Origin of the sequence: Rhizobium terrae, from assembly GCF_003425685.1 — a bacterium.
In the GTDB taxonomy this organism is placed as follows: domain Bacteria; phylum Pseudomonadota; class Alphaproteobacteria; order Rhizobiales; family Rhizobiaceae; genus Neorhizobium; species Neorhizobium terrae.
The window spans coordinates 1-26,273 of record NZ_QJKM01000032.1 but is presented as its reverse complement, the minus strand read 5'-3'; the positions used below and the strand labels follow the sequence as shown (position 1 = coordinate 26,273).

Annotated in this window: 17 protein-coding genes and 7 pseudogenes; 10 read left to right on the top strand and 14 right to left on the bottom strand. The window is 56.7% G+C overall.

The window, feature by feature from the left end; all coding sequences use genetic code 11:
- Positions 1 to 145: 145 nt before the first annotated feature.
- Both DMO26_RS31845 and DMO26_RS31835 read right to left on the bottom strand, forming a co-directional pair.
- Positions 146 to 1,033 carry a TauD/TfdA dioxygenase family protein gene (locus tag DMO26_RS31845; RefSeq protein ID WP_117196299.1) on the bottom strand — a complete coding sequence of 296 codons (888 nt, stop codon included), beginning with the start codon at positions 1,031 to 1,033 and terminating at the stop codon, positions 146 to 148.
- A 437-nt stretch (positions 1,034 to 1,470) separates the two neighbouring features.
- The gene (locus DMO26_RS31835; RefSeq protein ID WP_117196297.1) at positions 1,471 to 3,372 is read right to left on the bottom strand and encodes an SDR family NAD(P)-dependent oxidoreductase; all 1,902 of its coding nucleotides are present in this window, start codon (positions 3,370 to 3,372) and stop codon (positions 1,471 to 1,473) included.
- 472 nt (positions 3,373 to 3,844) lie between these two features.
- On the opposite strand from DMO26_RS31835, the gene DMO26_RS31830 reads away from it, so the two are divergent.
- On the top strand, positions 3,845 to 4,879 hold the full coding sequence (locus tag DMO26_RS31830; RefSeq protein ID WP_162895163.1) for a hypothetical protein: 1,035 nt from the start codon (positions 3,845 to 3,847) through the stop codon (positions 4,877 to 4,879).
- 691 nt (positions 4,880 to 5,570) lie between these two features.
- Here DMO26_RS31830 and DMO26_RS31825 read toward each other — a convergent pair.
- Positions 5,571 to 6,601: pseudogene (locus DMO26_RS31825) on the bottom strand (IS110 family transposase).
- Between the two features lie 444 nt (positions 6,602 to 7,045).
- On the opposite strand from DMO26_RS31825, the pseudogene DMO26_RS31815 reads away from it, so the two are divergent.
- Positions 7,046 to 7,797: pseudogene (locus DMO26_RS31815) on the top strand (IS6 family transposase).
- 56 nt (positions 7,798 to 7,853) lie between these two features.
- Here DMO26_RS31815 and DMO26_RS31810 read toward each other — a convergent pair.
- A pseudogene (locus DMO26_RS31810) lies at positions 7,854 to 8,066 on the bottom strand (helix-turn-helix domain-containing protein); the annotation flags it as partial.
- Between the two features lie 108 nt (positions 8,067 to 8,174).
- On the opposite strand from DMO26_RS31810, the pseudogene DMO26_RS31805 reads away from it, so the two are divergent.
- Positions 8,175 to 8,851 (top strand): annotated as a pseudogene (locus DMO26_RS31805) (IS3 family transposase); the annotation flags it as partial.
- A 650-nt stretch (positions 8,852 to 9,501) separates the two neighbouring features.
- Positions 9,502 to 10,032, top strand: a complete 531-nt coding sequence (locus DMO26_RS31795; RefSeq protein WP_264319383.1) for a reverse transcriptase domain-containing protein — start codon at positions 9,502 to 9,504, stop codon at positions 10,030 to 10,032.
- Positions 10,033 to 10,043: 11 nt separating this feature from the next.
- Here DMO26_RS31795 and DMO26_RS31790 read toward each other — a convergent pair whose 3' ends face one another.
- Both DMO26_RS31790 and DMO26_RS34015 read right to left on the bottom strand, forming a co-directional pair.
- On the bottom strand, positions 10,044 to 12,269 hold the full coding sequence (locus DMO26_RS31790) for a recombinase family protein (RefSeq protein WP_117196294.1): 2,226 nt from the start codon (positions 12,267 to 12,269) through the stop codon (positions 10,044 to 10,046).
- Positions 12,262 to 12,420 (bottom strand): hypothetical protein, encoded by a 159-nt coding sequence (locus tag DMO26_RS34015; RefSeq protein ID WP_162895162.1) that lies wholly within the window; start codon positions 12,418 to 12,420, stop codon positions 12,262 to 12,264. The genes DMO26_RS31790 and DMO26_RS34015 overlap by 8 nt, the downstream gene beginning before the upstream one ends.
- Positions 12,421 to 13,021: 601 nt before the next feature.
- Here DMO26_RS34015 and DMO26_RS31780 point away from each other — a divergent pair.
- From DMO26_RS31780 to DMO26_RS31765, 4 genes and pseudogenes are all read left to right on the top strand, one after another.
- Positions 13,022 to 13,351, top strand: a complete 330-nt coding sequence (locus DMO26_RS31780) for a hypothetical protein (protein WP_117196293.1) — start codon at positions 13,022 to 13,024, stop codon at positions 13,349 to 13,351.
- Between the two features lie 143 nt (positions 13,352 to 13,494).
- The gene (locus tag DMO26_RS31775; RefSeq protein WP_117196292.1) at positions 13,495 to 15,189 is read left to right on the top strand and encodes a recombinase family protein; all 1,695 of its coding nucleotides are present in this window, start codon (positions 13,495 to 13,497) and stop codon (positions 15,187 to 15,189) included.
- 73 nt (positions 15,190 to 15,262) lie between these two features.
- On the top strand, positions 15,263 to 16,015 hold the full coding sequence (locus DMO26_RS31770; protein WP_450088448.1) for a group II intron maturase-specific domain-containing protein: 753 nt from the start codon (positions 15,263 to 15,265) through the stop codon (positions 16,013 to 16,015).
- 64 nt (positions 16,016 to 16,079) lie between these two features.
- Positions 16,080 to 16,550: pseudogene (locus tag DMO26_RS31765) on the top strand (transposase); the annotation flags it as partial.
- 179 nt (positions 16,551 to 16,729) lie between these two features.
- Here DMO26_RS31765 and DMO26_RS31760 read toward each other — a convergent pair.
- Positions 16,730 to 18,247 carry an ISL3 family transposase gene (locus tag DMO26_RS31760; RefSeq protein ID WP_117196291.1) on the bottom strand — a complete coding sequence of 506 codons (1,518 nt, stop codon included), beginning with the start codon at positions 18,245 to 18,247 and terminating at the stop codon, positions 16,730 to 16,732.
- A 204-nt stretch (positions 18,248 to 18,451) separates the two neighbouring features.
- Between DMO26_RS31760 and DMO26_RS31755 the strand changes: the two are divergent.
- Positions 18,452 to 18,736 (top strand): annotated as a pseudogene (locus DMO26_RS31755) (transposase); the annotation flags it as partial.
- Positions 18,737 to 18,752: 16 nt separating this feature from the next.
- On the opposite strand, the pseudogene DMO26_RS31750 reads toward DMO26_RS31755, so the two are convergent.
- The 6 genes and pseudogenes from DMO26_RS31750 to DMO26_RS31725 all read right to left on the bottom strand — a co-directional run.
- Positions 18,753 to 19,034: pseudogene (locus tag DMO26_RS31750) on the bottom strand (glucokinase); the annotation flags it as partial.
- A gap of 219 nt (positions 19,035 to 19,253) precedes the next feature.
- A complete protein-coding gene (locus tag DMO26_RS31745; protein WP_117196289.1) occupies positions 19,254 to 20,531 on the bottom strand; it encodes a methylaspartate ammonia-lyase in 1,278 nt (425 codons plus the stop codon).
- Positions 20,532 to 20,623: 92 nt separating this feature from the next.
- Positions 20,624 to 21,418, bottom strand: a complete 795-nt coding sequence (locus DMO26_RS31740) for an ABC transporter permease (RefSeq protein ID WP_117196288.1) — start codon at positions 21,416 to 21,418, stop codon at positions 20,624 to 20,626.
- Positions 21,411 to 22,274 carry an ABC transporter permease gene (locus tag DMO26_RS31735; protein ID WP_117196287.1) on the bottom strand — a complete coding sequence of 288 codons (864 nt, stop codon included), beginning with the start codon at positions 22,272 to 22,274 and terminating at the stop codon, positions 21,411 to 21,413. The genes DMO26_RS31740 and DMO26_RS31735 overlap by 8 nt, the downstream gene beginning before the upstream one ends.
- A gap of 9 nt (positions 22,275 to 22,283) precedes the next feature.
- A complete protein-coding gene (locus DMO26_RS31730; protein ID WP_226951486.1) occupies positions 22,284 to 23,414 on the bottom strand; it encodes an ABC transporter ATP-binding protein in 1,131 nt (376 codons plus the stop codon).
- Positions 23,415 to 23,462: 48 nt separating this feature from the next.
- Positions 23,463 to 24,545 carry an extracellular solute-binding protein gene (locus tag DMO26_RS31725; protein ID WP_162895160.1) on the bottom strand — a complete coding sequence of 361 codons (1,083 nt, stop codon included), beginning with the start codon at positions 24,543 to 24,545 and terminating at the stop codon, positions 23,463 to 23,465.
- 226 nt (positions 24,546 to 24,771) lie between these two features.
- Between DMO26_RS31725 and DMO26_RS31720 the strand changes: the two genes are divergently transcribed.
- A protein-coding gene (locus tag DMO26_RS31720) for an IS630 family transposase (protein WP_117196285.1) occupies positions 24,772 to 25,832 on the top strand; the annotation gives its coding sequence in 2 pieces (ribosomal slippage) (positions 24,772 to 25,264 and positions 25,264 to 25,832; 1,062 coding nt in all).
- An 83-nt stretch (positions 25,833 to 25,915) separates the two neighbouring features.
- Here DMO26_RS31720 and DMO26_RS35125 read toward each other — a convergent pair.
- Positions 25,916 to 26,143 (bottom strand): Gfo/Idh/MocA family oxidoreductase, encoded by a 228-nt coding sequence (locus tag DMO26_RS35125; RefSeq protein ID WP_226951487.1) that lies wholly within the window; start codon positions 26,141 to 26,143, stop codon positions 25,916 to 25,918.
- Between the last annotated feature and the right edge of the window lie 130 nt (positions 26,144 to 26,273).

Genomic DNA, 26,273 nt, shown 5'->3' with positions numbered 1-26,273 from the left:
GCCTCACTGCCTGCTTTTCTAGCGTGGTGCCTGCTGTTCCGAAGGATTGCCACACACAAAACATGGAAACTTGTCCGAATTTTAAATTTGCAGGCGTCATCTATGAAACATGATGGAAAACCCGGCTTTCCATCCCATGGCCCCTTCACTGCAACAGCTTCGCAATCTCTGCCTCAGTCATCAATGCGGATTTGTGCAGCGTAAGAGTAATTCGTCCAAGCTCCCTGACTGCAGCTGGATCGTCCTTGATGCCCTGATGCAACAGCTCGCGATTGCGCCAAACCATCACATCCCCTTCAGCCCATGGAATATCCGCGTAGGTTCCAAGCTGAACCTCCCAAAGCTTCGCAATGACGGAATCGCTCGTTCTGCCGGGCAACCCTGGTATCCAACGCGGGGATCTGTCGGCGACAAGATCGAGGATCGGAGTCCCCGAACTATCAAGTGTGAACACCGGTCGGCTGAGTGTCGGTATGGAGCCTTCGGGATGTATCCCGTTGAACATGGGACGCAAGGCGTTGGTGCCGCCCATGTAGCAATTCTGCATGTAGAGCGTACATCTTCCCAGCAAGACTCTCAACTCAGGACTGAGCTGCGAGTAAGCTTGGCGTCCGTTGTAGAAGCGCGTCTTGTGTCGTCCCTCGTAAACCATGAGCATCGAGCAGTCGGGCTGGTTTTTGTCATCATTGTGACCGTCCTGGTGCGGGGTTTCGCTGTTGTTGGTCGGGTCTTGATTGCTGACACGGAATATCTCCGGGTGCGTTGGATGCTCCGCAGCGCCTCCGGCTTTCTGCTGGTAATCCAATTTGAACATACCCAAGCGTTTTGCAAACTTGACAAAACCATCGTTGTCGAGACCGGCCGTCGGGATCCGCAGCACCTGGTGCTTTACCATTGCTTGGTTGAACGCCCTAACCTGTCTATCGCTCATGTTTGCCAGATCGACACCTCCGATATCCGCCCCAAAATCATGCGGATAAACATTGCCCTCCGCATCAACAAGAGGCGTGACCGTGATCGCGTCAGAAGGCATGGCGCGGGTAGCTGATGGAGATGATGGAGAGAGTAAAGAAGCGGTGACGACTGGAGAGGGGGCGTCATTTATGGCACGGTTATCACACTGGTCTGCGCACGAGGGAAGGCAGTCTATATTTATATTCGATGGCAACTGGGTGCGTCGGACATCCGGTGTCACACATGACAGCCATCTCACCCAATCAACCCTTGTCCCCCGAAGCCGCGAAAAATTGGTGCAGCACTCGACCACCTGCAATAGTACGTCATGAGTGTATTCTAGAGCATTTCCGGCGAAAACGGAGTCGCCTCCAATGCTCCATCTCTTTGTTTTCACGCAATTCCGGACGCAAAACCGGTTCCCACTTTGCCGGAATTGCTCTAGACTGAATCTAGCGCTGATCTGCTCCTCGCTTACATTCAAACCCCATGGACGCTTCCGGTGCGGCGGCGTCGTCAGCGTTTCGGCTCGAATTCGCAATTGACCGGAATATCCCCCAAGTCCGCAGTGTTGGGCAGTCGCATCAGGAATGCTACGATGGCAGCCACGTCTGCTGGTTGGGTCTTGTCTGCGTTGGGGATCTTCGAGTGAGCACTCAATTCCGTGTTGACCCAGCCCGGGCATATGCTCGTCACCCGCACGCCCTTTTCCCAAGCCTGGTTGTGCGTCGTGTGTGCAAGGGCTAATTGTGCGCCTTTGGCCATGTTGTAGCCAAGATTGACGCTTCCCCGGACCCGCATCGCGGACAACGAATTGATGAATACGATACGGCCGGCACCCGTTGTTTCGAGGTGGGGCATGCAAAGGCGGACCAAGTCGGCCTGCGCCGTGACATGCACCTGGAAAAGCAGATCAGTCATTCGAGGATCGCCGTCCATCAGGTTGGCTTTTCCGGATGCGCCACAGCCTGCATTGTTCACCAGGCCATCTATCCTTCCGAATTTCTCCATGGCGTCGCTGACCCAGGCTTTCGAGGTCGTGTCGTCTTCCGCGTCGAAACGAGCATATTGAATGCGCTCGGTTTGTTCTCCGAAGATGGCCGCTAGCGCCGCCACATCGCGGGCTCCGAGACTGACGAGATGGCCTGCGAGAATAAGGGCTCTCGCGATCGCAAGGCCGATGCCACGGTTTGCGCCGCTGATCAGTATGACGCGGTTGTCCGATGTCGTCGAGACGCCCCTTGGACGGGCCAGTTGTTTACCGATTTTCGTCGACAGGATCATTTCGTCGAGCTTGGGAAGGGTAACGTCCTCGAAGTCGACGTTCCATGCCTTGCCAATTGCGATGAAATGATCGAGCGCAACGCGGAGTAAACGGGTGGCAGGCCCATCGGGTTTCGAGTAATCGTCGTGGGAGGAGATCATCAAGCGCAAGGCGCCGATGTCCGGCCTAGCGATCAATATCGCCTTCACCTGGTCTTCGATGACGCCAGTGTCGATTTCGCCCTTCTGCCCGTTGGTGCGCAGATCGAGATCGAATGGTATCGTCAGACCATGCCGCATCTCCGCGATCACAGGCCCGTTTTCTCCAACCACCAAGGCGCGTGGCTTCAAGGTGCTAAGTGTAAGGCCGTACTCTTCGAGGAGCGGCTCAAGACCCTTGTCGGATGCCTGTCCAGGATCGACGGTCTCTCCATCCTTCCGCATGTCCGCCATGCACAGGGCGAGGAGAACAATGGCCCTCAGGCGGGTGGCCTTCCAGCCCGAACCGTCATATTTCAAACGGACAGGAACTGCGTTTCCGACGTGCTCTTCCAACAGATGTGCGCGCAGAACGCCGGCGGCACCCTTAAACCATCCTCCATGGGTGACAACGACGGTGTTTTCCTCTCGGACAAGATCCAGTCCCGGGACAATGAAGTTTTTGGTGTATTTGACAGGATCCTCAACGCCGGGATAAGGGCCGCTAAAACCCTTCCCCGACAGCATCTTGCCCTCATGATTCCCGAAGCTGTGCTCCTGCAGGCAGTCGTGAAGCGTGAATTCTGCCCCGCCGCGGCTGATCCTGGACTGGAAGACGGTCATTGTGGCGCGCTTCGCTAGCGAGCAGAGAACATGATCGATGACCTCACCCCGAAGCGCATAGCCGCCCGCGAGAGCTTGGCACATGCCCACCTCATCGATAGGAGGGTCAACGCCACGGCCCTGAGCGTAAAATGTCGTTTCACCGGTCGTGGGATCCTGCCCCTTCATGAGGTTGAACGCGGTTTGTGCATGGCGGAAGACGATGAATGACCAGGGCAAATCGGCCGGAGGCTTTGCTTCGCCGGTGAATTCACCGCCATAAGCTTTGTTGGGAGCATTTGAAAGCGGCTGGGCGCCCAGCTTCCGGAAGTGTTGGATTGTGGAGGGAGCCATTGTGGATTACCGGAGGCAAATGAACCTTGATTCTGGAATGAGGGGCGGAGCTGGAAGAAATGATCCAGACGGTTGCATCCTGTCGGTTTCGCCTTCACTTAAATAGGCGAAGGCGAATCCCTTGTCCAATAAGCGTTTCCAATTCTTGCGCTGTTCGACCGCACCCCAACACATGCAAGGATACGTCTCAGCATATGCATGACACCATGTTATCAGTTTCTGTCGGTCTGGCTTTGCCGATACGGGATGCCGGTGGCGAAATGCACTCGTCGGCAGGTATTTCGACCGTGAGGAGCGGTTCGTCCGAGCTATAAAATCATCGTCGACTGCCCCGATATTGTTCCAATGGATACCCCAAGGCATCACACCCACTCCACGCAAAATCGCAGTCCACATTCTACCTCGCTCTTCTTCATCCAACACCATGGCTTCTCCTCCCAAGTCCGAGTATGGCACGAAGCTGCAGGCCGCTTTGAACCAGGTTCCCTCCATCATCAAATGCGCGGAAGGCGTCGCACCCAACATCGATCAGGTGCAGATGGTATCCTCCGGCACCGGATACAGCTTCATGCAGGAAGTTCTCCTGAGGTGGATCAACGCCGAAGCGCGAGACCTGCGCGGTTACGCCTTCATGTCCGCCGAATACGCCATTGCACCTCCCAAGAGTACCGGTGATCGCACTCTCCTCATCACGACTTCCGTATCGGGAACGACAGAAGATGCGCTCCTGGCACTGGCTGCCGTGAAAGGCAGGGTTCGCCATACCGTCGCCTTCATCGGCAAAGACCAATCCTCGATCGCGGAAAATTCCCCCACGGTGTACACTGCGGCCGGTGCCATCGACCCCTATGTCGCCAATTGCCTCCAGATGCTTGTCTTTATCGGCAAGCTTCTGGAAATCAAAGAGGGCTGGGGTGGAATGCCTCAACTGCTCGCCTCTCTCCCGCACTTCGCCGCGGCCTGTGACGCCGCGGGCCGAAACAGCGACGAACAGGCAAAGTGCGATGCGGCTCGCTTCAAAGACAACGACAAGATGATGTTCGCCGCCGCCGGTTTTGCTCAGCAGGCTTCGTTCGTGATCGCCGACTGCAACATGACGGAGAAGCTCGGGGTCACGACCATGTCTGTCGAAGCGGCGCGCTTCATGCACGGCCCGCAGGAACTCGTTCCAAGAGGCATTACAGTCATCCTTGTCTTGGGCGAGGACAAGTATCAGCCACTGATGGGGCCTGTGCAAAAGCTCTGCGCCGACCATGGCAAGGAGAATATGGCGGTCTACAGCACACGCGATATGGAAATGCCGGGCATTGCGGAGAAGATGAGGGGTCTGCTCGGTCCGCTGGTCTTGCGAACGGCTTTGAAGAGGTTCGTCAGCCACTTGGCTGAAGCAAATCAGAAGGACCTCGACTTCAGATACCTTTATGGAAAGACCAGCTATACGGTGGCGGAGCATGGAGGTTTCAATTTGCCTGAGGCTGGAGGTGCAGGTTTCTTGGGAAAAACTTAGCAGAAGCGCAGACTTTCTGTTGCCCTAGAGCACGTCCACTTTACTCGGGGTCATCCGCAAGATTTGGGCGGGAACAGCTTTCATGACATCAGAGATTTTCAAGTCGAATGAATTTGAATTTTTCCTATTAATTGTGAATAATGGCAGCCATTGATTTTTTCCAACCTGTTCAACCCACAGGCATGATCAGCTGAAACTCGGCCAGCACTCGGATGGAACTCCCATGCGACCACTCCAGAACGAACTTGGCTAGGCTTAGGTTTAGGTTGTTTAATCGCTGACTGTCCGTCAACTGAATTCCTGTTATGCAGCATCGTTCCGGCTTGCACACAGGAAGCCGGTTCAAATTGGTTGGTGCCTGTCATCGTGCCCGACTGGCTGGCCCGATGGTTGAGAAGCCGCTCGCGAACGCGCGCCCAATCGTGCTGTAGCGAGTGAGCGGCTTCCTGGTTCGCCGTTCTCAGCAGTCATATCCTCCGGAGCGGTCCAGTGCCGGGAGCAGGGTTGTCTCCGCGGTCGGTAAATGCTGCCGCATAATGGGTCTTCGCAGGTAGGATCTTCCTATGTTTGAGACGCAGTCTCAAATGAGCTGCCGCCTGAGTAACGGAATGATCGAACCCACGTCCGCAGCAGGGACGCTCAACGCCTCAAGTCGAGTTGACGCGCTGATAGAAGGAGGCTGATACTTAGCTTATGCGGTGGCGCCAGCCGATACGTTGAACACTTCTTCTGTCTTGAGCATGCTGTGCATGATGACCGCGAGCTTGCCGGCAACTGCCACCGCGGCGCGCTTGAAGCCCAGCCGCTCGCGCAGCTTCAGCCCCCAGGCCTTGAGGCGGCACTCGGCCCTGGCGCCAGTTGTCGTCAAGAGTACCGTTGCCGCTTCGTAGAGCAAACCTCGCAAACGGTTATCGCCCCGATGCGAGATATGGCCGTCATAGTCGACTTCACCGGACTGATATCGTCGCGTCGTCAGCCCGAGCCAAGCGCCCACCGAACGCGATGTTCTGAAGTGGTCCGGGTCTTCAATAGCCGCAACGTAGGAGACGGCCGTAATAGTGCCGATACCCGGAATCGTCATCAGACGCTTCACAGCCTGGCTCTGACGCGCCATCGCGAGCAACTGGCGGTCAAGTTCGGCCGCGCGCCTGCGTATGTCGCGCCAGGCATCGAGCAGGGGCAATATGATCCGTGCCAGGTCGTCATTGCCATCCAGCAGTGCCTTCACATGGCCGTCGAACACGCGGCCTGTTCCCTTCGGGACAATGAGGCCGAACGTCTTCATCAGGCCGCGAACCTGGTTGCTGAGCTGGACGGAGATGCTCAGGAGCTGATTGCGTGCCCGACCAGCGTGCGCGTCAGCATACTGTCGAATGCCTTAACCCGGACGACCTTGTAGAAGCCGGCTTCCGCCAGTTGCGCCAACCCGTCCGCATCATTGGCATCGGTCTTGTTAAGCGTCTCGTTCAAAACCTTTTGCGCATGTCGAGCCTCGATACAGATCGCCGGCATCCTCTCGGCCGTCAGGGCGTGATAGAACCACGTCGACAACGGCCCGGCCTCGAAGACAACGCGCCTTGCGTGCGGCGCGTGCATGCGGATCATCCTCGCCAGAAGCTTGGGGTCCGAAGGGCACCTGCCGCGCCAGATGCGTTTGCCGTCTTACCGAATTGAGATCGCGGTGTCTTTCAAGGAAATGTCGAGTCCGATATACTGGTTCATGGTTGCCTCCAACGAATGATGTTTGGGCCCGGTTCCAATCGAGAGCCCGTATTCCCCATCTTATCGGGGGCAACCACCCCTACCAGCATCAATTGAGAAAATGGCCTAGGAGATCGCGCCGCGATTACCCTATGTTTGGGTTTACGTTCAGGGCTAGGATTACAGTTACCTTTGCAGTTAGGGTTAGGGTTAGGGTTAGGGTTAGGGTTAGGGTTAGGGTTAGGGTTAGGGTTGCCCCTCAGGATATATGTGAGTGTAGAATGCATACGTTTGTAAAAAGAAACGTATGCATGTCTGTTTCTTGTTCACATGTTAATTAATTTATATGGTTATTGATTACTTCGTATCGTAATTGACGGATATGGGGCGTGTCGCAAATTTTCGTGGTTAACGAGGTGTTGACCAAACCTTGAGAAGTTCCGCCCCCTGTAGCGGAGCGTAGCGATGATTCTAAATGCCATTGCCGAGAAGCTGAAGCGCCAACCGACGGATGATTTCAAAGGACGGCATTTCGAGGCATGGCTGATCGTGCAGGCGATGACTTGGTACTTGCGCTATCCGCTGAGCTACCGTGACCTGGAAGAGATGTTCCGCGAGCGCGGCTTCCAAGTGGATCACAGCACGATCAACCGCTGGGTCCTCGCCTATGCGCCTTTGATCGAGAAACGGCTGCGCCAGTTTCGCCGTCCGCATTGCGGCTCCGTCGGGATCGACGAACCTACGTCAAGATCCGCGGCAAGTGGCGCTATCTGTACCGCGCCATCGACAAGCACGGAAACCTGATCGACTTCCTGCTCACCGCAAAGCGCGACATCGATGCCGCCAAGCGATTCTTCCGCAAAATGTTGAAGGATGAGCCTCTGATGTCGCCGCAGAAAATCGGTACAGACGGTGCCAACACCTTCCCATCCGCGATCACAACATCGGTTGACGACGGATTGCTTCACCCTGATCCCGTGCACTACGTCACCAAGCATCTCCAGCAACGCATCGAGAGCGACCATTTTCGGGTGAAGAAAAACATGCCAAAGATCGGCGGCTTCCAGTCCTTCAAAACGGCGCGGCGAACAATCGCTGGGTTCGAAGCCATGCTCTGGCTGAAGAAGGGCTTCGGCTTTTCCGGCGATTGGACCGTCAACGATCAGAACGACCTGCTCGCGCGCCTCTTCGGACTTCAAAAAGTTAACAAAGCGTGAAAATGCAGCCGCTCACGGGATAGTTTCATTGTGCTGAATCGTTTGCGACAAGCCCATTTTACCCGTTCCCGAAGATATGGAGCAAACGGGTCGATGACTGTTGCCCGAGGCTTTCTTGGACCATAGGCCGGAGCCTCAAGGCCTCGTTCAATGTATTTGCGCACCGTCTTGCGGTCGATGCCCGTTTCTCTGGAAATAGCCGACACCGTCAGGCCCTGCTGATGCAGATCCAGGATCATGATCGTCTCCCTCAGCTTGATCACCAACATCCCCCTTCCGACCATCAGAAGGAGAGAGGTGGCTTGGGAAATCTGCACAGGGAGGATAAGTGGAATTTCTGCCTGACTTCGGCTTAGATGCCGGGAACAGGAGATACCATGACGAGACGACCGCGCCGGAACCACAGCCCGGCTTTCAAGGCCAAGGTGGCGCTCGCCGCCATCCGAGGTGAGCAGACGCTGGTGGAATTGTCCCAGCAGTTCGATGTGCATGCCAACCAGATCAAACAGTGGAAAGACCAGCTCCTTGAGGGTGCGACGGGTGTGTTCGGCGATGAAACGAAAGCGGAGCCAACGGGCCCGACCGTCGATGTCAAAACGCTGCACGCCAAAATCGGCGAACTGACACTGGAGAACGATTTTTTGTCCGGTGCGCTCGGCAAGGCGGGATTGCTGGGCGGAAAGAAATGATCGACCGCGAGCACAAGCTATCCGTCGTGCGCCAGGCGAAGCTTCTCGGCTTCAGCCGTGGCAGCGTCTACTATCTGCCTCGTCCGGTGTCTGACGGCGATCTGGCCCTTATGCGCCGGATTGACGAACTGCATCTCGACTACCCGTTCGCGGGAAGTCGGATGTTGCAAGGGCTCTTGAGAGGAGAAGGGCTGGAAGCTGGGCGGCTACACGTCGCCACGCTGATGAAGAAGATGGGTATCGAGGCGATCTATCGCCGCCCGAACACCTCCAAACCAGCGCCAGGGCACAAAATTTATCCCTACCTCCTGCGAAAGCTGGCGGTCACCCGACCCAACCAGGTCTGGGCAATGGATATAACGTATGGTGCGCCTCGCCCCAGTCGGGGAGGCATATGACTGGAATGCAAAAGAGAAAGGAGGATATGAGTATTTGCCTGTTCCCTGCTGCGAGGGGACATGAGCCGAAGCGGCGGTAACCTGCCGTCAACTGGCAGGGTGACGTAGCCCGCAGGTAAAGGGGATTGAGGCGAAGCCGTTACGCCGAGATGGTTCCCGAGGCTGAAGTATTGGAAGGTTGAGGAACACGAACCGGTTCACCCGCATCTGAGGGCTGGAATGTCGCCTCCGCCTACACGGCTTAACAGGCGGAATGCTGATGATAACGCCGGACACGTATGCCGGCATGCATCCAAAGGCGAGCGTAGATGTAGGAAGCTCGCAAGGGGCCATGGGGAGAATGCAGCCAGACCATGGCATTGGCATCGACTTGCGGAAAGCAAGGGAAAAGACTGCGACCGGCAGCCTCACCAATACGCAAACGTCCAGCATATGAACGAGGGAAGGCATGATGGAATGCCAACGATGTTCTGCATCGCAAGGGAGTTGACCCTGATGTCCATCATGCTGGCGGAGTTCTCGTAGTAGTCCGCGGCAGGAAAGCTTGCCACATGGCGAAGGGGAACAGTTCAAACTGCTTGAAGTGCAAACTATCTGACCGAACGAGGTGAAGACCTTTGATAATCAGCGAAATGCAGCACAAGCTTGCAACATGGGCCGAGAGCGATCCGAACCGAAGATTTGATCGGCTTCTTCGGCTGATTGCCAATCGGGACTGGCTTGCCGAGGCCGCCCGGATGGTTCTTGCGTCAAGCGGCGCACGAACGCCGGGCATCGACGGAATGGACAAGCAACGACTGCAGGTCAAACTGGATCAGCATCTGGACGACCTGCGGACAAGCCTGCTGGAGGAGAGTTATCGCCCCCAGCCGGTCAAGCGCATCTATATCCCGAAATCGAACGGCAAGCTACGACCGCTAGGTATTCCGACCCTGACCGACCGGATCGTCCAGCGTGCCATGCTGATGGCCATGGAGCCGATCTGGGAAAGCGATTTCCATCGCTTATCCTATGGCTTCCGGCCGGAACGGAGCGTGCATCATGCCGTCCGCACCGTGAAGATACAGCTTCAGGATGGAGTCGACACGACGAGGGGCCGCTGGATCATCGAAGGTGATCTGGCCAGCTACTTGGATCGACTTTCATAATACCCCCAGGTTCATGGCATGTGTTCGAAGAGGGTGGGATTGTGATCTATGGTCTTGATCCATAAACCTTTTCTCTGTCCACGGATGAGGTGGGCGGCTTCCAGCTCACCGCATTTAACTCGCTGCAACAGACTTTGGCGGGAAAGCCCGAGCGTATCCATGGCATCGCGGATGGGTTCGAAACCGTCGCCGGGCGTCGTGAGGAAGCGGGCCTTGAGTTCGCTGGTCAGCCGGATGCGCCAGGGCGCGCCGGGCGTGATCTGTTCGCCTCGAATGAGGCCGTCGTTCAGGTGGCGGTGAAGCGTTGAGGGCGCCACACCAAGGACGCTGGCTGCCTGATGGATAGTCAGAACGTCGCCGTCTGTGGTTGGCGATTGGGCCCTGCAGATGGGAATATTCCAGTGACGCCGCAAATTGCCGACACGATTGGCGTCGAACCGGTGCCCGCGCGCTGTTTGGCGGCCCTGACGGTTGAGAATGCCGGCTATAACGGCGTCCGGGTAGAGAGGTGCCAGTCGCCGTAACAGCGTCAGAGTGTCTTCGTCGGTACGAACCGTTGCAGGGCGTGAGCGCGGCAACGCGACGTCGAGATGACTGGTTGCCCCACCTTTCCAGCGGAGCATCAAACGTGCACATGCCTTGTCGCGATCGGCATGGAGGGAGACTTCCTCGATCAGCGTGCGCAGCAGTTCCTTATGATCGCGTGATGTCGTTGAAGGCGCATGCCAAACGCTCGCCAGATCGACTTCAAGGGTGAGCAGGTTCTCTCTCTCCCTGGGCGAGAGCGGGCGCGGACGCGTCGCCTCTCGCTGTACCAGCTCCGTCTTGGCCGCCTCCAGGGCACGCAGGGCCTCCTCCCACTCCCGCTCCAGCGCGCGTGCGACCAGGCGATTGTCGGGATCGACAGCGCGATAGCGGCGCTCAGTGCGGTTGACGGCGAACTGCGCCCGCTCCACGTCAAGCCGCCATTGCTTGAGAGCCGCTTCACGGTCGCTTTCCAGGCGTTCGGCGGCTTCGATCGTGGCGGCGAGTCGCGCCGGCTTAAGCGCCTCCAGGAATGCCGCGACCACGGCTTCATCGATCTGCACGCCGCCGACATTGAGGCAATAAACGCCCCGGCCTTCGACGAGGATCTTGCCAGCGCAATGATAGCCGGGCGCCGCGTTGCGGCCGCGGTAGTGGGTGCGCAACCGTCGTCCGCAATGGCCACAGCAAGCAATACCCTGGAGCAGCGCGGTCCCTTCGCGAACTGCGCCAGCAGAATGCCCGCGGGTGTCGGAATGCGGTCGGGGCTGGGTATTGGCCCCCATGCGTTGCTGGTTGGCCTCAAAAGTCGGCCAGTCAATATAACCCGGATGGTGATCCTTGATCAGCACCTGCCATTCGTCCCTTGGCAATTTGCGCACCCGTTTGCGCCGTGCACCGGTTTCGTCGAGCACGGTCTCATGACGATTCTTGCCATAAACATACGCACCCGCATAGACCGGATTGGCGAGAACAGCGTGAACAGCATGATAGCTTGCCTCGCTCCAGCGCAGATCCTGATGTTCGCCGAGGCGCAGTGGGAACTTTATATCTTGTGCCCGTAGCCACAGCCAGACGCGGCGCGCTGAGCCTAGTTCGGCAAAGCGGGCGAAGATCGAGCGGATGACATGGGCGACCGCTTCGTCAGGATGCATCAGGATCTCACCGTCGTCCTCGCCCCAGACGAAGCCGACAGGCAATCCGCGGCGCAATTCGCCGCGCGCCGCCTTGTTACGGATGCCACCGTCCAGTCGGGCGCGCAGGACATGCAATTCCGCCTCGCTCATGGCACCCTTCAAACCGAGCAAAAGCCTGTCGTTGAACAAAGCTGGGTGATAAATCCCGTCGGCGTCGCCAATCAACGTGTCGGTCAAGCCCGCCAATTCGATCAACCGATGCCAGTCCGCATTGTTACGCGCCAACCGCGAGACCTCAAGGCCGAGCACGATGCCGACCCGGGCCAGTGCGACCTCGCTCGTCAATCGGGCGAAACCGGATCGCATGACACTGCCGGAGCCGGACAGGCCGAGATCCTCGTCGATGACCAGGATGCGCTCGGCAGGCCAGCCCAGTTCACGCGCCCGGCCGGAAAGAGCGTATTGGCGCTCGGTCGATTCGCGGTTGTTCTCCACCTGCGACGCGCTCGATTGGCGCAAGTAGACGATGGCTTGCCGTGCCAAGTGGGTGGCGGTGACCTTGCTGTGTTCAATCATGACTGGCCCCCCTCGCTGTCAGCATGTGAGCGATCATCAGGGACAGCCGGCGCAACGCCTTTGCACGCGCTTCGGCGTCCAGCTTCTCCCAAGCGGGCGGCTCGGGAGACCGATTGGTGTTTTCCTCGACAAATGTCAGCTTCAATTGCATATCGCCTCTCCTTGTCAGCGGACGGCGACTCATCTCGCCGCTCAAGAAGAGCGTCGGTCACAAAGCGAAGACGCTGAAGATCTGCGATGCGGCAGATGCCTGCCTGGCTCGCGGGGGCGCCGCAGGAAAGAGTTTCCGTGGTGTCGCTGATATTTGTCCACGCCTCGGGAATGTTGCTGCGACTGCCATCGGGCAATTCGACCAGTAACAACCGTACGCCGCGGCTCACCATTCGCCGGAGCACCAACAGAACGCGCCCTTCGAACGCATGCCCTGTACGTTTGACGACTATCGATGTCGGCAGATCATGGTGATGGGTAGTCTGACGACGTTTCCTTCGACACGGTCCATCACCGGCTGCTTCTGAGATGCGTGCGGCGACGGGTGCAGGACGGACGGTTCGTCGATCTTCTCTGCCGGTTCCTGAAAGCAGGACACATTGACCGTGGCCTGTTCACGGCCTCAAGCGAGGGCGTTCCGCAAGGTGGCGTTCTCACGCCCCGAACGCAAAAGGTAACTTCGAGTTTGATCGGGTGATTGTGTTCGATCGTTCTCGTTCTGTGCTTGATTTGCGTCTCAAAAGGTAATATACATATGTCAAATGCCGCGCTCGACCGAACCGCAGAAGACCGAACGGATCAACGCTGCCCATGGGTTACTCGCGCGTGGGCTGAGTGTGACGGAGGCTGCGTTGTCGTTGTCGCGCCAATTCGCAATATCTCGACGTCAAGCCTATCGATATATCGAGGAGGCTCAGGCGATCAGTCATCCGATGCCGGTTACCGAACCGAACATGGCGGTCACATTCAAGCTCCCGCCCAGTCTGGTCAACTCGATCCGAGCGCGGGCGATCGCGGAGGAGACGACGATCAGCGACATGGTCAGCCGGGCGCTGCGAGCGTTTCTCGGCGAAGCTGGCGGCCATGGTTGACCGGCGTGGCCATGATCGCGATATCCAGTTCGAGTATGCCTTTGATCGTCTTGTCGCCACCAAACTGGAGCAGGTTTACAGGATCCTGGTCCCAGAGCAGATGCGTGCTATCGGCGCCAATCCACGTTTGAAGGGGTATAGCGATGAAGACCGCCGCGATCTATGCCAGAGTGTCCTCCGAGCAGCAGAAGGAGGAGAACACGATTGCGAGCCAGACTGCGGCGCTGGTGGTGTTCGCACACGATCAGGGATACAGCGTTCCCGATGAATGGGTGATCGAGGATGAAGGCTTCAGCGGCGCCAGCCTTTTGCGACCTGGTCTGGAGCGATTGCGCGATCTGGCCGCAGAGGGGCACATTCAGGCCATCCTGATCCACTCGCCGGACCGATTGAGCCGAAAGTATGCCTACCAGGTGTTGCTTATGGAGGAATTCGCCCGCCATGGCGTTGAGACGATTTTCCTTAAGGCTCCACGTTCGGATACGCCGGAAGATCAATTGATGCTGCAGTTCCAGGGGATGATCGCCGAGTACGAGCGGGCACAGATTCTCGAACGGTCCCGTCGCGGCAAGCGTCATCGCGCCAAGGCCGGGGAAGTCTCGGTTCTCTGCGGCGCACCCTTCGGTTATCGCTACATTCGCAAGACCAGCGATGCGCCCGCACGTTACGAAATCGACACCGCCGAAGCGGAGGTCGTTCGACTGGTGTATGACAAATATACGGTGGACGGCCTGAGCATCGGCGCGATTGCCCGGCTGCTGCGTGAGATGGGCGTGCCGACACGCCGGCGGACGACGCGTTGGGAGCGGTCGGTCGTATGGGCCATGCTGCGCAACCCCGCCTACAAGGGAACTGCTTGCTTTAACAAGACGCAGATCGGGTCACGGCAGAAGGTGACGAGGCCTTTTCGCTTGTTAGGGCGGGCCGTCCATGGGGAAAAGAGCAGCGGTCACGAACGGCCGCGCGACGAATGGATCGAGATACCGGTCGCGGCGATCGTCAGTGACGAGACATTCGCGGTAGCGGCTGAGCGGCTGGCCGACAACAAACGCTTCGCGCCTCGTCGGACCATCGAGCCCAGCATCGTTCAAGGATTGGTCTCGTGCCGCAAATGCGGCTATGCGCTATCGCGGACGTCGACCCGCAGTTCGGCGCGCAAAATCCATTACTACCGCTGCCTTGGCTCGGACGCATGGCGCCATCTTTGCGGGGCGGTGTGCGACAACAAGCCGATCCGCCAGGACCTGCTCGATCAGGTCGTGTGGCAGGAAGTCATCCGCCTGATCGAAGACCCCACACTCATTCAGGACGAACTCGACCGGCGCCTCAATGCGGCCCGTGCTGCCGAACCGACGAAGCGGCGCCAGGAGGCCCTCGAACGCGAACTGACACGGATAGGGAAAAGCAAGGAGCGCCTGCTCACGGCCTATCAAGAGGATCTCGTGTCCCTCGACGAACTACGACGCCGGATGCCGGAACTTCGTACGCGCGAGCAATCCATGCACGCCGAACTGCAAGCGATCGTCGATCAAGCTGCCGACCGGATGTCGTTCCTACGCTTGGCCGAAACCTTGACCGCCTTCCTTCAGCGGCTGCGCCAATCGGCGGGATCGCTGGACATTGCCGAGCGCCAGAAAATCGTCCGACTCCTGGTCAAGGAAGTGTTGGTCGACAACGATACCATCATGATCCGGCATTCAGTCCCATCGCTGCCAACGACACCGCCAGATCGCAGCCGACCGCCAACCTCAAACCGAAAATCGCGGCTGGCCGCGCAAAGTTACCTTTTGCGTTCGGGGAGTGCTGTCACCGCTCCTGTCCAACATCATGCTCCATGAGTTTGATGCGTGGCTGGAGGCGAAATACCTGAGCGACAAGGCCCGCAAGGACCGCTAGGCATGGAACTTCGGCATCCAGCAAGGCAGGCCCATTACGGTTCGAGAGAACCGGCAATGGAAACCGGCCGTTGCCTATTGGCGATACGCTGACGACTTCGTCGTGATCGTAAAAGGAACCAAGGCTCAGGCAGAGGAAATCCGCGAGGAGTGCCGGGCGTTTCTGGAAGGTGAGTTGAAGTTGACGCTGAACATGGAAAAGACCCATGTTACACACGTCAATGACGGCTTCGGCTTTCTGGGGCACCGGATCATTCGCAAGCGAGGGGCACACGGACGGATGTCCGTCGTCACGACGATACCCAAGGAAAAGGCCAAGGGGTTTGTTCGCAGACTTACCGAAACCCTTTCCGGCAATCATAGTGTCAGTACGGTCGACATGATCTCCAGCCTGAACCGCCAGTTGGTGGGATGGGCGGCGTTCTACAAGTTCACCGACTTCACGGCGTACGTATTCCGGCGCATCGACCATGTCGTGTTCTGGAAAATGGCGCATTGGCTGGGACACAAGTACCGATCTCGCATCAAACCCTTGATGCACAAATGGTACCGGGTCCCGGAACCGGGCAAGGCGAAAACCTGGCTCGTGTTTGGTCGGAATGAACGCGGCGGCCCTGTCGGAAAAGCGCTACATCGGCTTGTCTCAAGCCCGAAGGCGCAATTCCGGTGGCGCAATCCGGAAGAAAATCCATATATCTTCCGGGTCGAAGACCGCAGCACCATCACATCGCATTACCATGACGTTGCTATGGCCATGGGCCAAGCTTGAACAGAGAGCCGTATGCGCTGAAAGGTGCACGTACGGTTCGGGGAGGAGAAGCGCATCTGCGCTTCTTACTCCACTTCCGATGGCTCGCGGCTTTGTCTATCTCTGCGCCGTCGTGGACTGGTTCAGTCGGCGGGTTCTGTCGTGGCGGTTGTCGATCACGATGGAAGCAGCCTTCTGCATCGAAGCAGTCGAGGAAGCGCTGGCCCGTTATGGCAAACCCGACATATTCAATACTGACCAGGGATCGCAGTTCACCTCGATGGACTTCACGGCAGTGTTGAAGAAAGCCGAAATCGCCATCTCGATGGATGGCAAGGGCGCTTGGCGGGACAATGTCTTCGTGGAACGCCTTTGGCGTTCGATCAAATACGAGGAGGTCTACCTCCACGCCTACAAGACAGTGTCCGAAGCCCGTGTCGGCATTGGCCGATATCTGACCTTTTACAATAGCCGACGCCCACATTCATCCCTTGACCGGCAGACGCCGGATCAGGCCTACTTCAACGCGCTGGCACCAATGATGGTGGCGGCATAATCGAGGCGGATATCCACTTAGCGAAACGCCCGAAACTGTTCAGACAAACCGAGCCACCTCTGAGTATCGGCGATGACGCGCCGCCGGTCTTCCGGGGCGCGCCCCGGAAGACCGGCGGCCGCAGCACCTGGGGAAGTTTCAAACGGCACTATTGGGCTCTTCCGCAATTTCGGTGCAGCTCATGTTCCGATGATCCGGGAGCGAAGGAGATCAATGCCGGCACGTCCGTACATGGATCGTTTGATGAACTTCAGTCTGTTGATCTTGCCCTCTACGGGGCCGGTACTCCAAGGCAAGGTCAGCGCAGCTCGAACGGCTTCGATGTCGCGAAGGATTCCTCGCGCAAATGATGACATCGGCCCTGTAACGGCATCGTCCAACCATGGCTGCAGCGCACCAATATCCCGATTGCAAACCAGGGATTGGAAGCGGCGCGACAGGTCAGCGGCGACGGAGATGTCCGGCGAGGCGGAAGAGATCGTAGCGACAAAGACTTTCTCGTTCGCCGGAAGAGTTTCAGAATCTACGGTCAGGAGACGGGTGGTTTTGCGAGGCGACGGTACGCTCCAGGCTGGCTCGGACAGCTTGCCTGAAAGCGACGGAGCGGGAATGTCATCACGCATACGGACCTTTACCCATTGACGAAAGGTCTTCGCTCTCCCGGAATATCCTCTCTCGCAAACCTCCCGGTAGAGCTGGGTAGCGTTGCGGCAGCCTTGAAGCCAACGCCTTCGGACGTAGTCTGCGTGAACGTCGGCGGGATTTTCCGCGAAGGCCTTCCTTTCCCATGTTCCCGGTCGTTTATCTTTCAGCCATTTCCGTATGGTTTTGAGATCGACACCGAGCTCACGCTTGATCGCCAATTGGCTCCAGCCCAAACTGTTCAGTCGGGATACCTCGTCGAAAAGAACACGCCGGCTTCTGTGCTGATTATTTCGTCGCCGTCCATCTCGCCTTTCGGGATGCATATCTTTTGCACTCACGTCGCCGACGTGACCATGCGCGCAATATTGCGCTGTAAGGGTTTTCGCAACATCACGAATAAGCCGATAACGCCGCTCGACGACATTCTGTAAAGCATCGGAACAATTTCGCAGGAGATGCCAGCGATCGGCGACTTGTTGCGCTTTCGGCGCTCCTTCGCGGGCGCCACGCGCATAAGCACCAGCCCTGTCGCGAGCGATAATTTCAACACTTGGATGGCCGGCAAGCCATTCTGAAAGCGTATCCTTCTCACGATCGGGTAGCAGGTCCACGACATTGTTCGTCTCGAGGTCGACCAGGATCGTTCCATATCGCTGGCCGCGGCGCCAAGTCCAGTCGTCCACGCCAAGGATACGAGGTGCTTCATCATCGGACTCTGTTTGCGACCGCACGATCCGCAGGATCGTATCAGCGCTTACAGGCATGCCAAGACGGGTCACAAGCCGCATGCCTGCCTCACCTCCCAATGCCATGCCGATGCTGCGATGAACATCTTCCAGCCGTGTGGTGCGCCGGCGATAGCGGCAGGTCACGTCTCGATCGTTCTCGGCGAATATACGCCTCTGGCATCGCTTGTTGCTGCAACGCAAGCGTCGAACACTGACGGTTATCGTGACGGAGCGTCCTTGCCATGGAAGGTCGGAAAGCCGTCGATCATAGCAACTATGAATCCGGTAGGAGGTCTTGCGGCAATCGGGGCACTTTGCTCCCATCGACCGAAAACGGCAATGGATCGATACCGCATCTGTCGATCGATGAACCTGATCGACACCAGAGAAGATGGTATCAAGGGTAGAACGCGCTTTCCCATTCACATGCTCCTGCTGATTCGTGTTTTGAATCAACAGGATTCAGAAAGTTGCACCGAAATTGCGGAAGAGCCCACTATTGGGGAATATTGATCCGGTACTGACAGCCGGCGCGGGCTGACGCCGACCATGCGACGGGAGCTGAAACGACGATCGGCCATCGAGCCGACCATCGGCCATATGAAGGCTGATGGCAGGCTGGACCGCAACTTCCTTCTCGGGCATGTTGGCGACGCCATCAATGCACTGCTCGTGGCCGCAGGTCACAATCTGCGCCTCATCCTGGCGAAGCTGACCCTTTGGCGTGCCTTCATCAAGGCCGCGCTCACCGTTCTCATGGTGAAATTGAATACTTCTCCAGATCTTCCGACCGCCAGAAGATCAATAATTTAGCCGTTGTTCAGGGCCGACTTATTAAGGCTTTCGGGCGCACGACCCAGTCGCAATTGGTCAGTTCGATCTCGTCACCGTCGATGGGGCCTACGAGTGCCAAGATGGTTGAGCGCGGCCATTCCGCGGCAGTGATCGTTCGCATTACGACATCAAGGATTGCGGCGTCGATGTTCACGTAATCAGCGGTTCGCACGTTCGGAAAAAATTTTGGTTCCGAAACGGCATCGCATAAAATCGAGAACCGAGCATTTGTACCGCCAATGTCGCCGAGAAGGACTGGAACGACGTGGGCTCGCAAGTCGAATTGCTATGCATGGAACTGGTTGGCTTCCTTCTAATCGATATCGAGTTAAACTCTGGCTATGTAGAAGCCGGTCGAACTCCTGTAGGCGCGGCGAACACTCGTTTACATCGATACATCCTTTCCAAGGTGGATGAGAACAACTGGATCGCAGTCTCGGGCAGAACTGATTGCGTGGCTGTCAGCGCATCTTTTGAAAGGCGAGTTTTATCAATTTCAGTGGTCGTTGGAGAATGCAGGCTTACGTTCTTTTCGTGAGGATGCGACGACGGCCATCGCAACTCTCATCTCGTTGCCAAGGAAAGCGAGACTTTCATCACCACCCATCCCTGGGCGCCCGGATAGGAATTCTGGGCTGCAAGCTAACGCAATATGCGCTGATATTCTCGCGGAATGCATCGTTTCATTATTGCTGCCGCCGAGGTAGCAGCTGAACTGGTTGCGCCGGCAATACAACGCGGCCTCGATTGAGTTCTCGATCCCGCCAAGGTCGGGCATCTTGATCTGGACGATGTCGCCCGCTCCGCGAGACATGAAGCGTTCGATGTCGTCCAGCGTGTTGCACCAGTCATCGACCACGATTCTAACACCAATCCCCATCTCCCGCTGTATCCCGGTCAATTTCGCATACAGGTCTATCTGCTCTTCCTGGGTCCTGGCGATGATCGGCGCTTCGATCAGCACCGGGTAAGGCGCGGCGACTTGTTCTATTTTCCCCAGAAAGGCTGCGATCTCGTCGAGGCGATAATCAAACGCATCTGCAAACGTTCCATAGACGTCGAAATGAAAAGTCGGCTTGTAATCCGCAGCGCCGATTTCCTGAACTCGCTGGGAGAGCCGTCTCACATAGTTCAGGAAAATGCTGCCGTCCCTACCGACATGCCGATCCACGTCATTGAATTCCGCATGCGGAAGAAGGTCGGCTTTCTTGAGGATCATCCTGTCATGAAGATCGTAATTTTCTCTGGGGACCGTAACCTTGATGGGAACGATCGCAGCGGGCAGTTCGGCCCCCTCGAGCTCGTATTCCCGAGTAATCGTCTCCACCAGTTGCTCCCGATGCGCAATCGACGTGGCATGAAGCAATGCCTGACTGAATCCGTATCGGATTGCGGTATGAAAGGGTGCGCCCTCGCTCCCGCCGTCAAGAATGTTCAGGTTGCTGCGAAACTCGGCGACACTGCGTCCGATGAGGAGCGGGCAGAGCTCCCGCTCCACCCGTTCGAGATGTTCGCGGGGAAGGAAAACCCGATCGCGTCCCGCAAACCCTCCGGCGGTCACGTCGACGCAATCCCCATGGGCGATCGATCCATCTTCCAATACAAGAACGACCGACAATATTTCCGCGGGCTGGACGATCTTCGTGAAGCCGGGCGTCACCGGTTGCCCACGATATAAAAAACCATCCGGGACGGCACCGGCCCGTTGCGCCGCCATATCGTAGTGAACGAATGTCGATATTCCCGGTACGATGAGGACATTACGAATTATCATGAGGCTCAGTTGCGGCTTGGAGGACGATTTGCGTTAATGCGCGATACAGCAAATATCCAGGCACACTGGATATGCCGCGCCACGAATCATGATTAACTTTCACGGCGGCGGAAGATTGTCAGCATCGCCATGAGCCCGACCGTTATAATGATGAATGCTGTTGAGGCCGCCGCAATGATCGGAGAAATGTTGTAGTCGATTTCTTCAAAAAGCCTTCTCGTGATCGTCTTCTGAGTTACGCCAGACAGAAAATAGGAAACGACGCTCTCATCGAAGGATGTCACGAACACGAGAACGCCAGATCCAAGAACAGCAGGGGTGATCAGGGGGAGGGTGATCTTCCTGAAGCACTGCTGCCTTGTCGCGCCCAAATTCAAGGCGGCCATTTCATAGGTGACGGGCAATCTCTGAAGAGCGGCTGACACCATGAGAATGACGTAAGGTACGGTCAAAGCCGCATGTACGAGGACAAACCCTAATGTGTTTCCAACCAGACCCAATTGCGCGAACTGAAGATAGACGGCGATTGCCACGACGATGTGCGGAACAATCAGCGGAATCAGAACGCATGCCATGAACAGCTGTTTTCCGGGGAGATTACTTCTAACCACTGCAATTGCTGCAGCCGTGCCCGCGATCAGAGAGACAATCGTTGTCAGAAAGGCGATCTTGAGAGAGAACAGCCCGGAGTTCAGCCATGACGGGTCGTCCGCAAGCTCGTAAAACCACTTGAGTGACAAGGACTTGGGCGGAAAATCAAGAAAGATACTGGGGCTGAAGGAAAGGACCACAACAACGACGGTCGGGAATATAAGAAACAGCAGGATTGCCCATGAAACCGGGAACAGAAGCCAGGACGATCCGAGGCTTAAACGTGCATTAGTCATATGCGACAACCCTTTCCAGCTTCAGAAGGCGCCGAAAGACGGCTGTTATTCCAAGCGACAACACGACGAGAACCAGCGATAGGGCGCCCGCGAACGGCCAGTCCAGAAGGATCGTTATTTGCTGCCCGATCAGGGTCGAAATCATCAGCGTCGACGGACCACCGAGAAGCGCCGGGGTCACATAAGCGCCGAGCGTGAGGACGAAAACCATGAGGCAACCTGCGAAAATGCCAGGCAGGCTCAATGGCAGCGTGATCCGCCAGAATATCGACCACGCTCCAGCGCCGAGGTTCTGCGCTGCTTTGGGCAGATCCGGCGAAATTGCCTTGAGGGAATTCGCGATCGGCAAAACCATGTAGGGCAGCATCACATGCGTGAGCGCGATGACCACTGCGGCATCCGTGTACAGGATGCGCAAAGGCTTGCTTATCAGTTGGCTCTCGATCAGATACCTATTTACCAATCCGTTCGGCTGAAAGAAAATGATCCATGCATATGAACGGATCAAGACAGGTGTCCATAAAGGCACCAGAACGCACGCTATGGCGACTGCCGCCACGATCTTACCACTCCGGGCGATCAACACCGCAACCGGATAGCCCAGGCATACGGCAAGAAACGTCGTCGCACCGGCGATGATCATCGTGCGAAAAAGTACGAGTATGTACAAAGGATCGTTGACTTTATAGTAATTTTTAAACCCGAGTTCAGGTGAGGTAAAGCTTGTCGCGAGCAACAGCAGCGTCGGCAAGGTGATGACGCCGATCAACAGTGCTGCGGTAGGCATTATCATAAGAAGGGAGAGTCTTTTTGGAAGCTCTCCTCTCATACCTCTTTCAAGTTCCGTTAAAGACATGTCGCTTCCTCACTGCTCATACTTGAACAGATGAATGTTGCCCGTATCAATTGAAATAACGACGGTGCTGCCTACTTGGGGCGCCGTACCTCGTTCCCTCTCCGGGATCGCCACAAGGATAACTGCACCCGACGTGTGCTCGAGCGAAACAAGGCTGGCACTGCCGTTATAGCGCACGTGCACAACCGTGCCGCTAACCTCCTTCAAGGGTTGCGCAGACCTCGAGATCGACAGATCCTCGGGCCGTACACCGAGCACGGCCTTTTCGCCGACGGTGAAGCGCTGCTCGAAAGCGCGACAGGAAATTTTCTCGCCGCCGCCCAAATCGATAATGGTAGAAGCATCATCGGCATGGCTGATTGTCCCTGACAGAAGCGTCATCTCGCCGATGAATTTGCCCACGAACACATTTTCCGGGCGATGGTACAAATCCTGCGGTGAGCCGATTTGTGCAATCCGGCCTTTATCCATGACCGCGATGCGATCTGACATGGTCAGCGCTTCTTCTTGATCGTGCGTAACGTAGACGACCGTCGAACCCAGTCTCTGCTGAAGCTGTTTGAGCTCGACCTGCATGTGCTGGCGCAGGTTGCGGTCCAAGGCGCCGAGCGGTTCGTCCATTAGGATGACTCTCGGATCGAAGACGATCGCCCGTGCCAGCGCGACACGCTGAGCTTGTCCGCCCGACAACTCATGCGGCTTGCGCTCTTCGTATCCATTCAGCTTGACGAGCGTCAGCGCCTCCTGGATTTTTTTGCTTTGAATATCTTTCGCAACTCCACGCATCTCGAGCGGAAACGCTATGTTCTGCCTGACGCTCAGATGAGGGAAAAGAGCATATTTCTGGAAGACCATGGCAATCTCCCGCTTGTTAGGCGGGAGGTTGGTAATGTCCCGGTCGCCGATCCTTATGGATCCGCCATTGGGAACTTCAAAGCCGGCCAACATCATCAGCAGCGTCGTCTTCCCTGAACCGGATGGTCCTAGAAGCGAAATAAACTCACCGCCTTTTACGTCCAATGACACGTTCTTGATTGCTTCAAAACTTCCATAGGATTTCGAAACATTTTGCATGAGTACGGACATGCCGGTCAGACCGGCGGGCTTTCCTATATTTTGCTTACGCAATGATTCATTCACTGTAATCTTACCCCGAAGCTGGTGTTTGAGCCGATGCATACGGACGAATTAAGACGCAAGCCACCTGTTCCAGTCGTTGATGAGCGAGGCCTTCTTCGGCTCGAGCCAATCCCAGTCGTATTTGACGAGAGAATCCTGAATCGCTGCGCTGGCGCCGAGAGCATGGACTTCTTCAGGCGACAGTTTCGGCGTCACTTCCTTCGCATAGCCGGTCAGGAAGCCAGCCTTTTTCATGAATTCGCCATGCTCATCTGAACGAGAAAGCCAGAAATTCAAGAACGCAGCCGCAGCGCGAGGATGCGGAGCACCTTTCAGGATAGAATATCCAGATCGGTTCATCAGGCCTTCATTCCACGTATAATCGATTGGAAGGCCCGCTCTCTTCAGGAAGAAGGACTGCCCAGTGTACAAGGGCGAGAATACCACCGTTTCAGATTTGAAAGCCTCGACGCCCTGGCCCCCGACTTTCCACCAGACCGAAACATGGGGTTTGATCTGGTTCAGCTTCCGAAAAGCCCGGTCAACATCGAGTGGGAAGAGTTCCGATGGCTTTACGCCATCTGCCAAAAGCGCTCCCATGATATTACGCCAGGGAGAACCGTCATTGTTCATACCACGTGCACCCGGGAATTTCTGCACATCCCAGAAGTCCGCGTAGGTTTTCGGAAGATTGGCGCCAAAATGCTTTGTGTTGTACGTCAACACCAGTGCAGCGTAATTGTAGGGAACACCGTATTGGAGGCACGCGCCCGGAATATTCTGCGAAGCAACATTTGGCAATGCTTCGCACTTTTTTCCAAGATCGACAATAATGTCTTGATTGGCAGGAAGCACGATATCCGACTGTTGGTGCAGGACGATGTCCCATTCGATCCGCTTTGCAGCGAACATCGCCTTAACTTTTGTGACCATCTCTCCGTACGAGCTAGAGACGGGAATGACGTTTACCCCGGTTTCCTTCGAGAAAGGTTTGAAGAAATACTCGATCATGAGTTTTTCTTCTTCGCCGCCCGCCGTGCGGATAATGAGAGTATCTTCCAGCTTGCCTTGCGCCGAAGCGTATTTTGAAACCAGGCTGGATGCTCCCAGTGCCAACGGTGCCGCGATGAAATTGCGTCTATTGATCTGCATTTTAGTTCCCCTTTGCGTTATATCGTACCCATCAAATGGATGTTCTCGTGCCATCCTACAATCGTTTGTAAACCTTAATACAATCGATTGGCAAGTGACTTTATTTTTGCGGAATGTTGCGAAGCAGCAGAATCACCGCCTCATACCAACGAGCATCATTGTTGACTCTGTCGGGCTTCCCAAGACCGGACGAATCTGAATCGTTGTTGCAAACCGGAGGTTTGCGATGGGTTGGGCACTTTCGTTACGGCAAGATTTTGATGGCGCTACACTGTGTCTCTTGGCTCGGCAGACCAAGGATGCCAATCAGGCGCGGCGGCTGTTGGCGCTCGCATCGATCTACGATGGCGGTTCGCGCTCGGATGCCGCCCGGCTTGGCAGCGTGACGGTGCAGATCGTCCGCGATTGGGTCGAGCGGTTCAATACACGCGGCCCTGATGGCTTGATCAACGGCAAGGCGCCGGGTGGCCAATCGAAACTGAGCGACACTCAACGGCAAGCGCTGGCCAAGATCGTTGAACGCGGCCCCATTCCGGCAATCCACGGTGTTGTGCGCTGGCGGCGCAAAGACCTGGTGCAGTGGATATTCGAGGAGTTCCGTATCTCGATGGACGAGACGACGGTCGGCCGCGAACTGAAGGCGCTCGGCTTTGCCAAACTATCGGCCCGTCCGCGCCATTATGCGCAAAACGAGATGGAGGCGGACGCTTTTAAAAAGGCTTCCCCGCCGCTGTGGCGGAAGTTCACAGCCGCATCCCGCCGGGCACTCCAATAGAACTCTGGCGGGCCGACGAAGCCAGAATAGGGCAGAAGAACAAGATCACGCGACGCTGGGCCCGGCGCGGCACCAGACCGGTTACTGCCTGCGACCAGCGCACGATGTGGGCTTATATTTTCGGTGCGATCTGCCCGAAGAAGGGAAAGGGTGCCGGCCTTGTCCTGCCCTATTGCGATACCGATGCCATGCAGCAGCATCTCGCCGAGATCAGCATCGCCGTCGACAATGGCTCGCACGCAATCCTCATCCTTGACCAGGCAGGCTGGCACACCACGCCAAAATTGAAGGTCCCAGACAATATGACCTTGCTGTTCCTGCCTCCGAGATCGCCGGAATTAAACCCGGTAGAGAACGTCTGGCAATTCATGCGAGACAACTGGCTGTCGAACCGCATCTTCAACGACTACGACGATATCGTCGCCCACTGCTGCGGAGCCTGGAACAAACTCGTCGAGCAGCCGTGGAAAATCATGTCAATTGGACATCGCCAATGGGCGCATCAGTCATGATCAGCGCTCGTTGGTATCAGTTGCATCCAGCAGAGCCGCGAAATCCTTTCGGCAGGCAGCAATTTCCAAATGCCGCACACTCGCTATGTCTGGTTGCAATGTTTATCGTTTGTCGATGCGATATAGACCGTATCAAGATCATTTCCCTTCAGAAACCGATCAAGGCCCGTGTCCCACGCCGGTACCTCCATATCCTCAGCAAATTGGCGGGTCCGTTCAGCATCACTTCCGTACAGTGCAGCGACTTCAGCTTGCGGATGGCTACGAAATGCGCTGCACATCCGTTCTTTCGTAATAGTGGCAGCACCAATCAGCCCTAGCAGGCTGTTGAAGAAGTCTCTCGTTTAGCCTTGAGGACGGCCTCGTCGCCGTTGTGATAGGCGAAAGTGATCTCGATTGCGCCGTCGTCGAGCAATTCGGCGTGACCGTCGCCGGCGACCT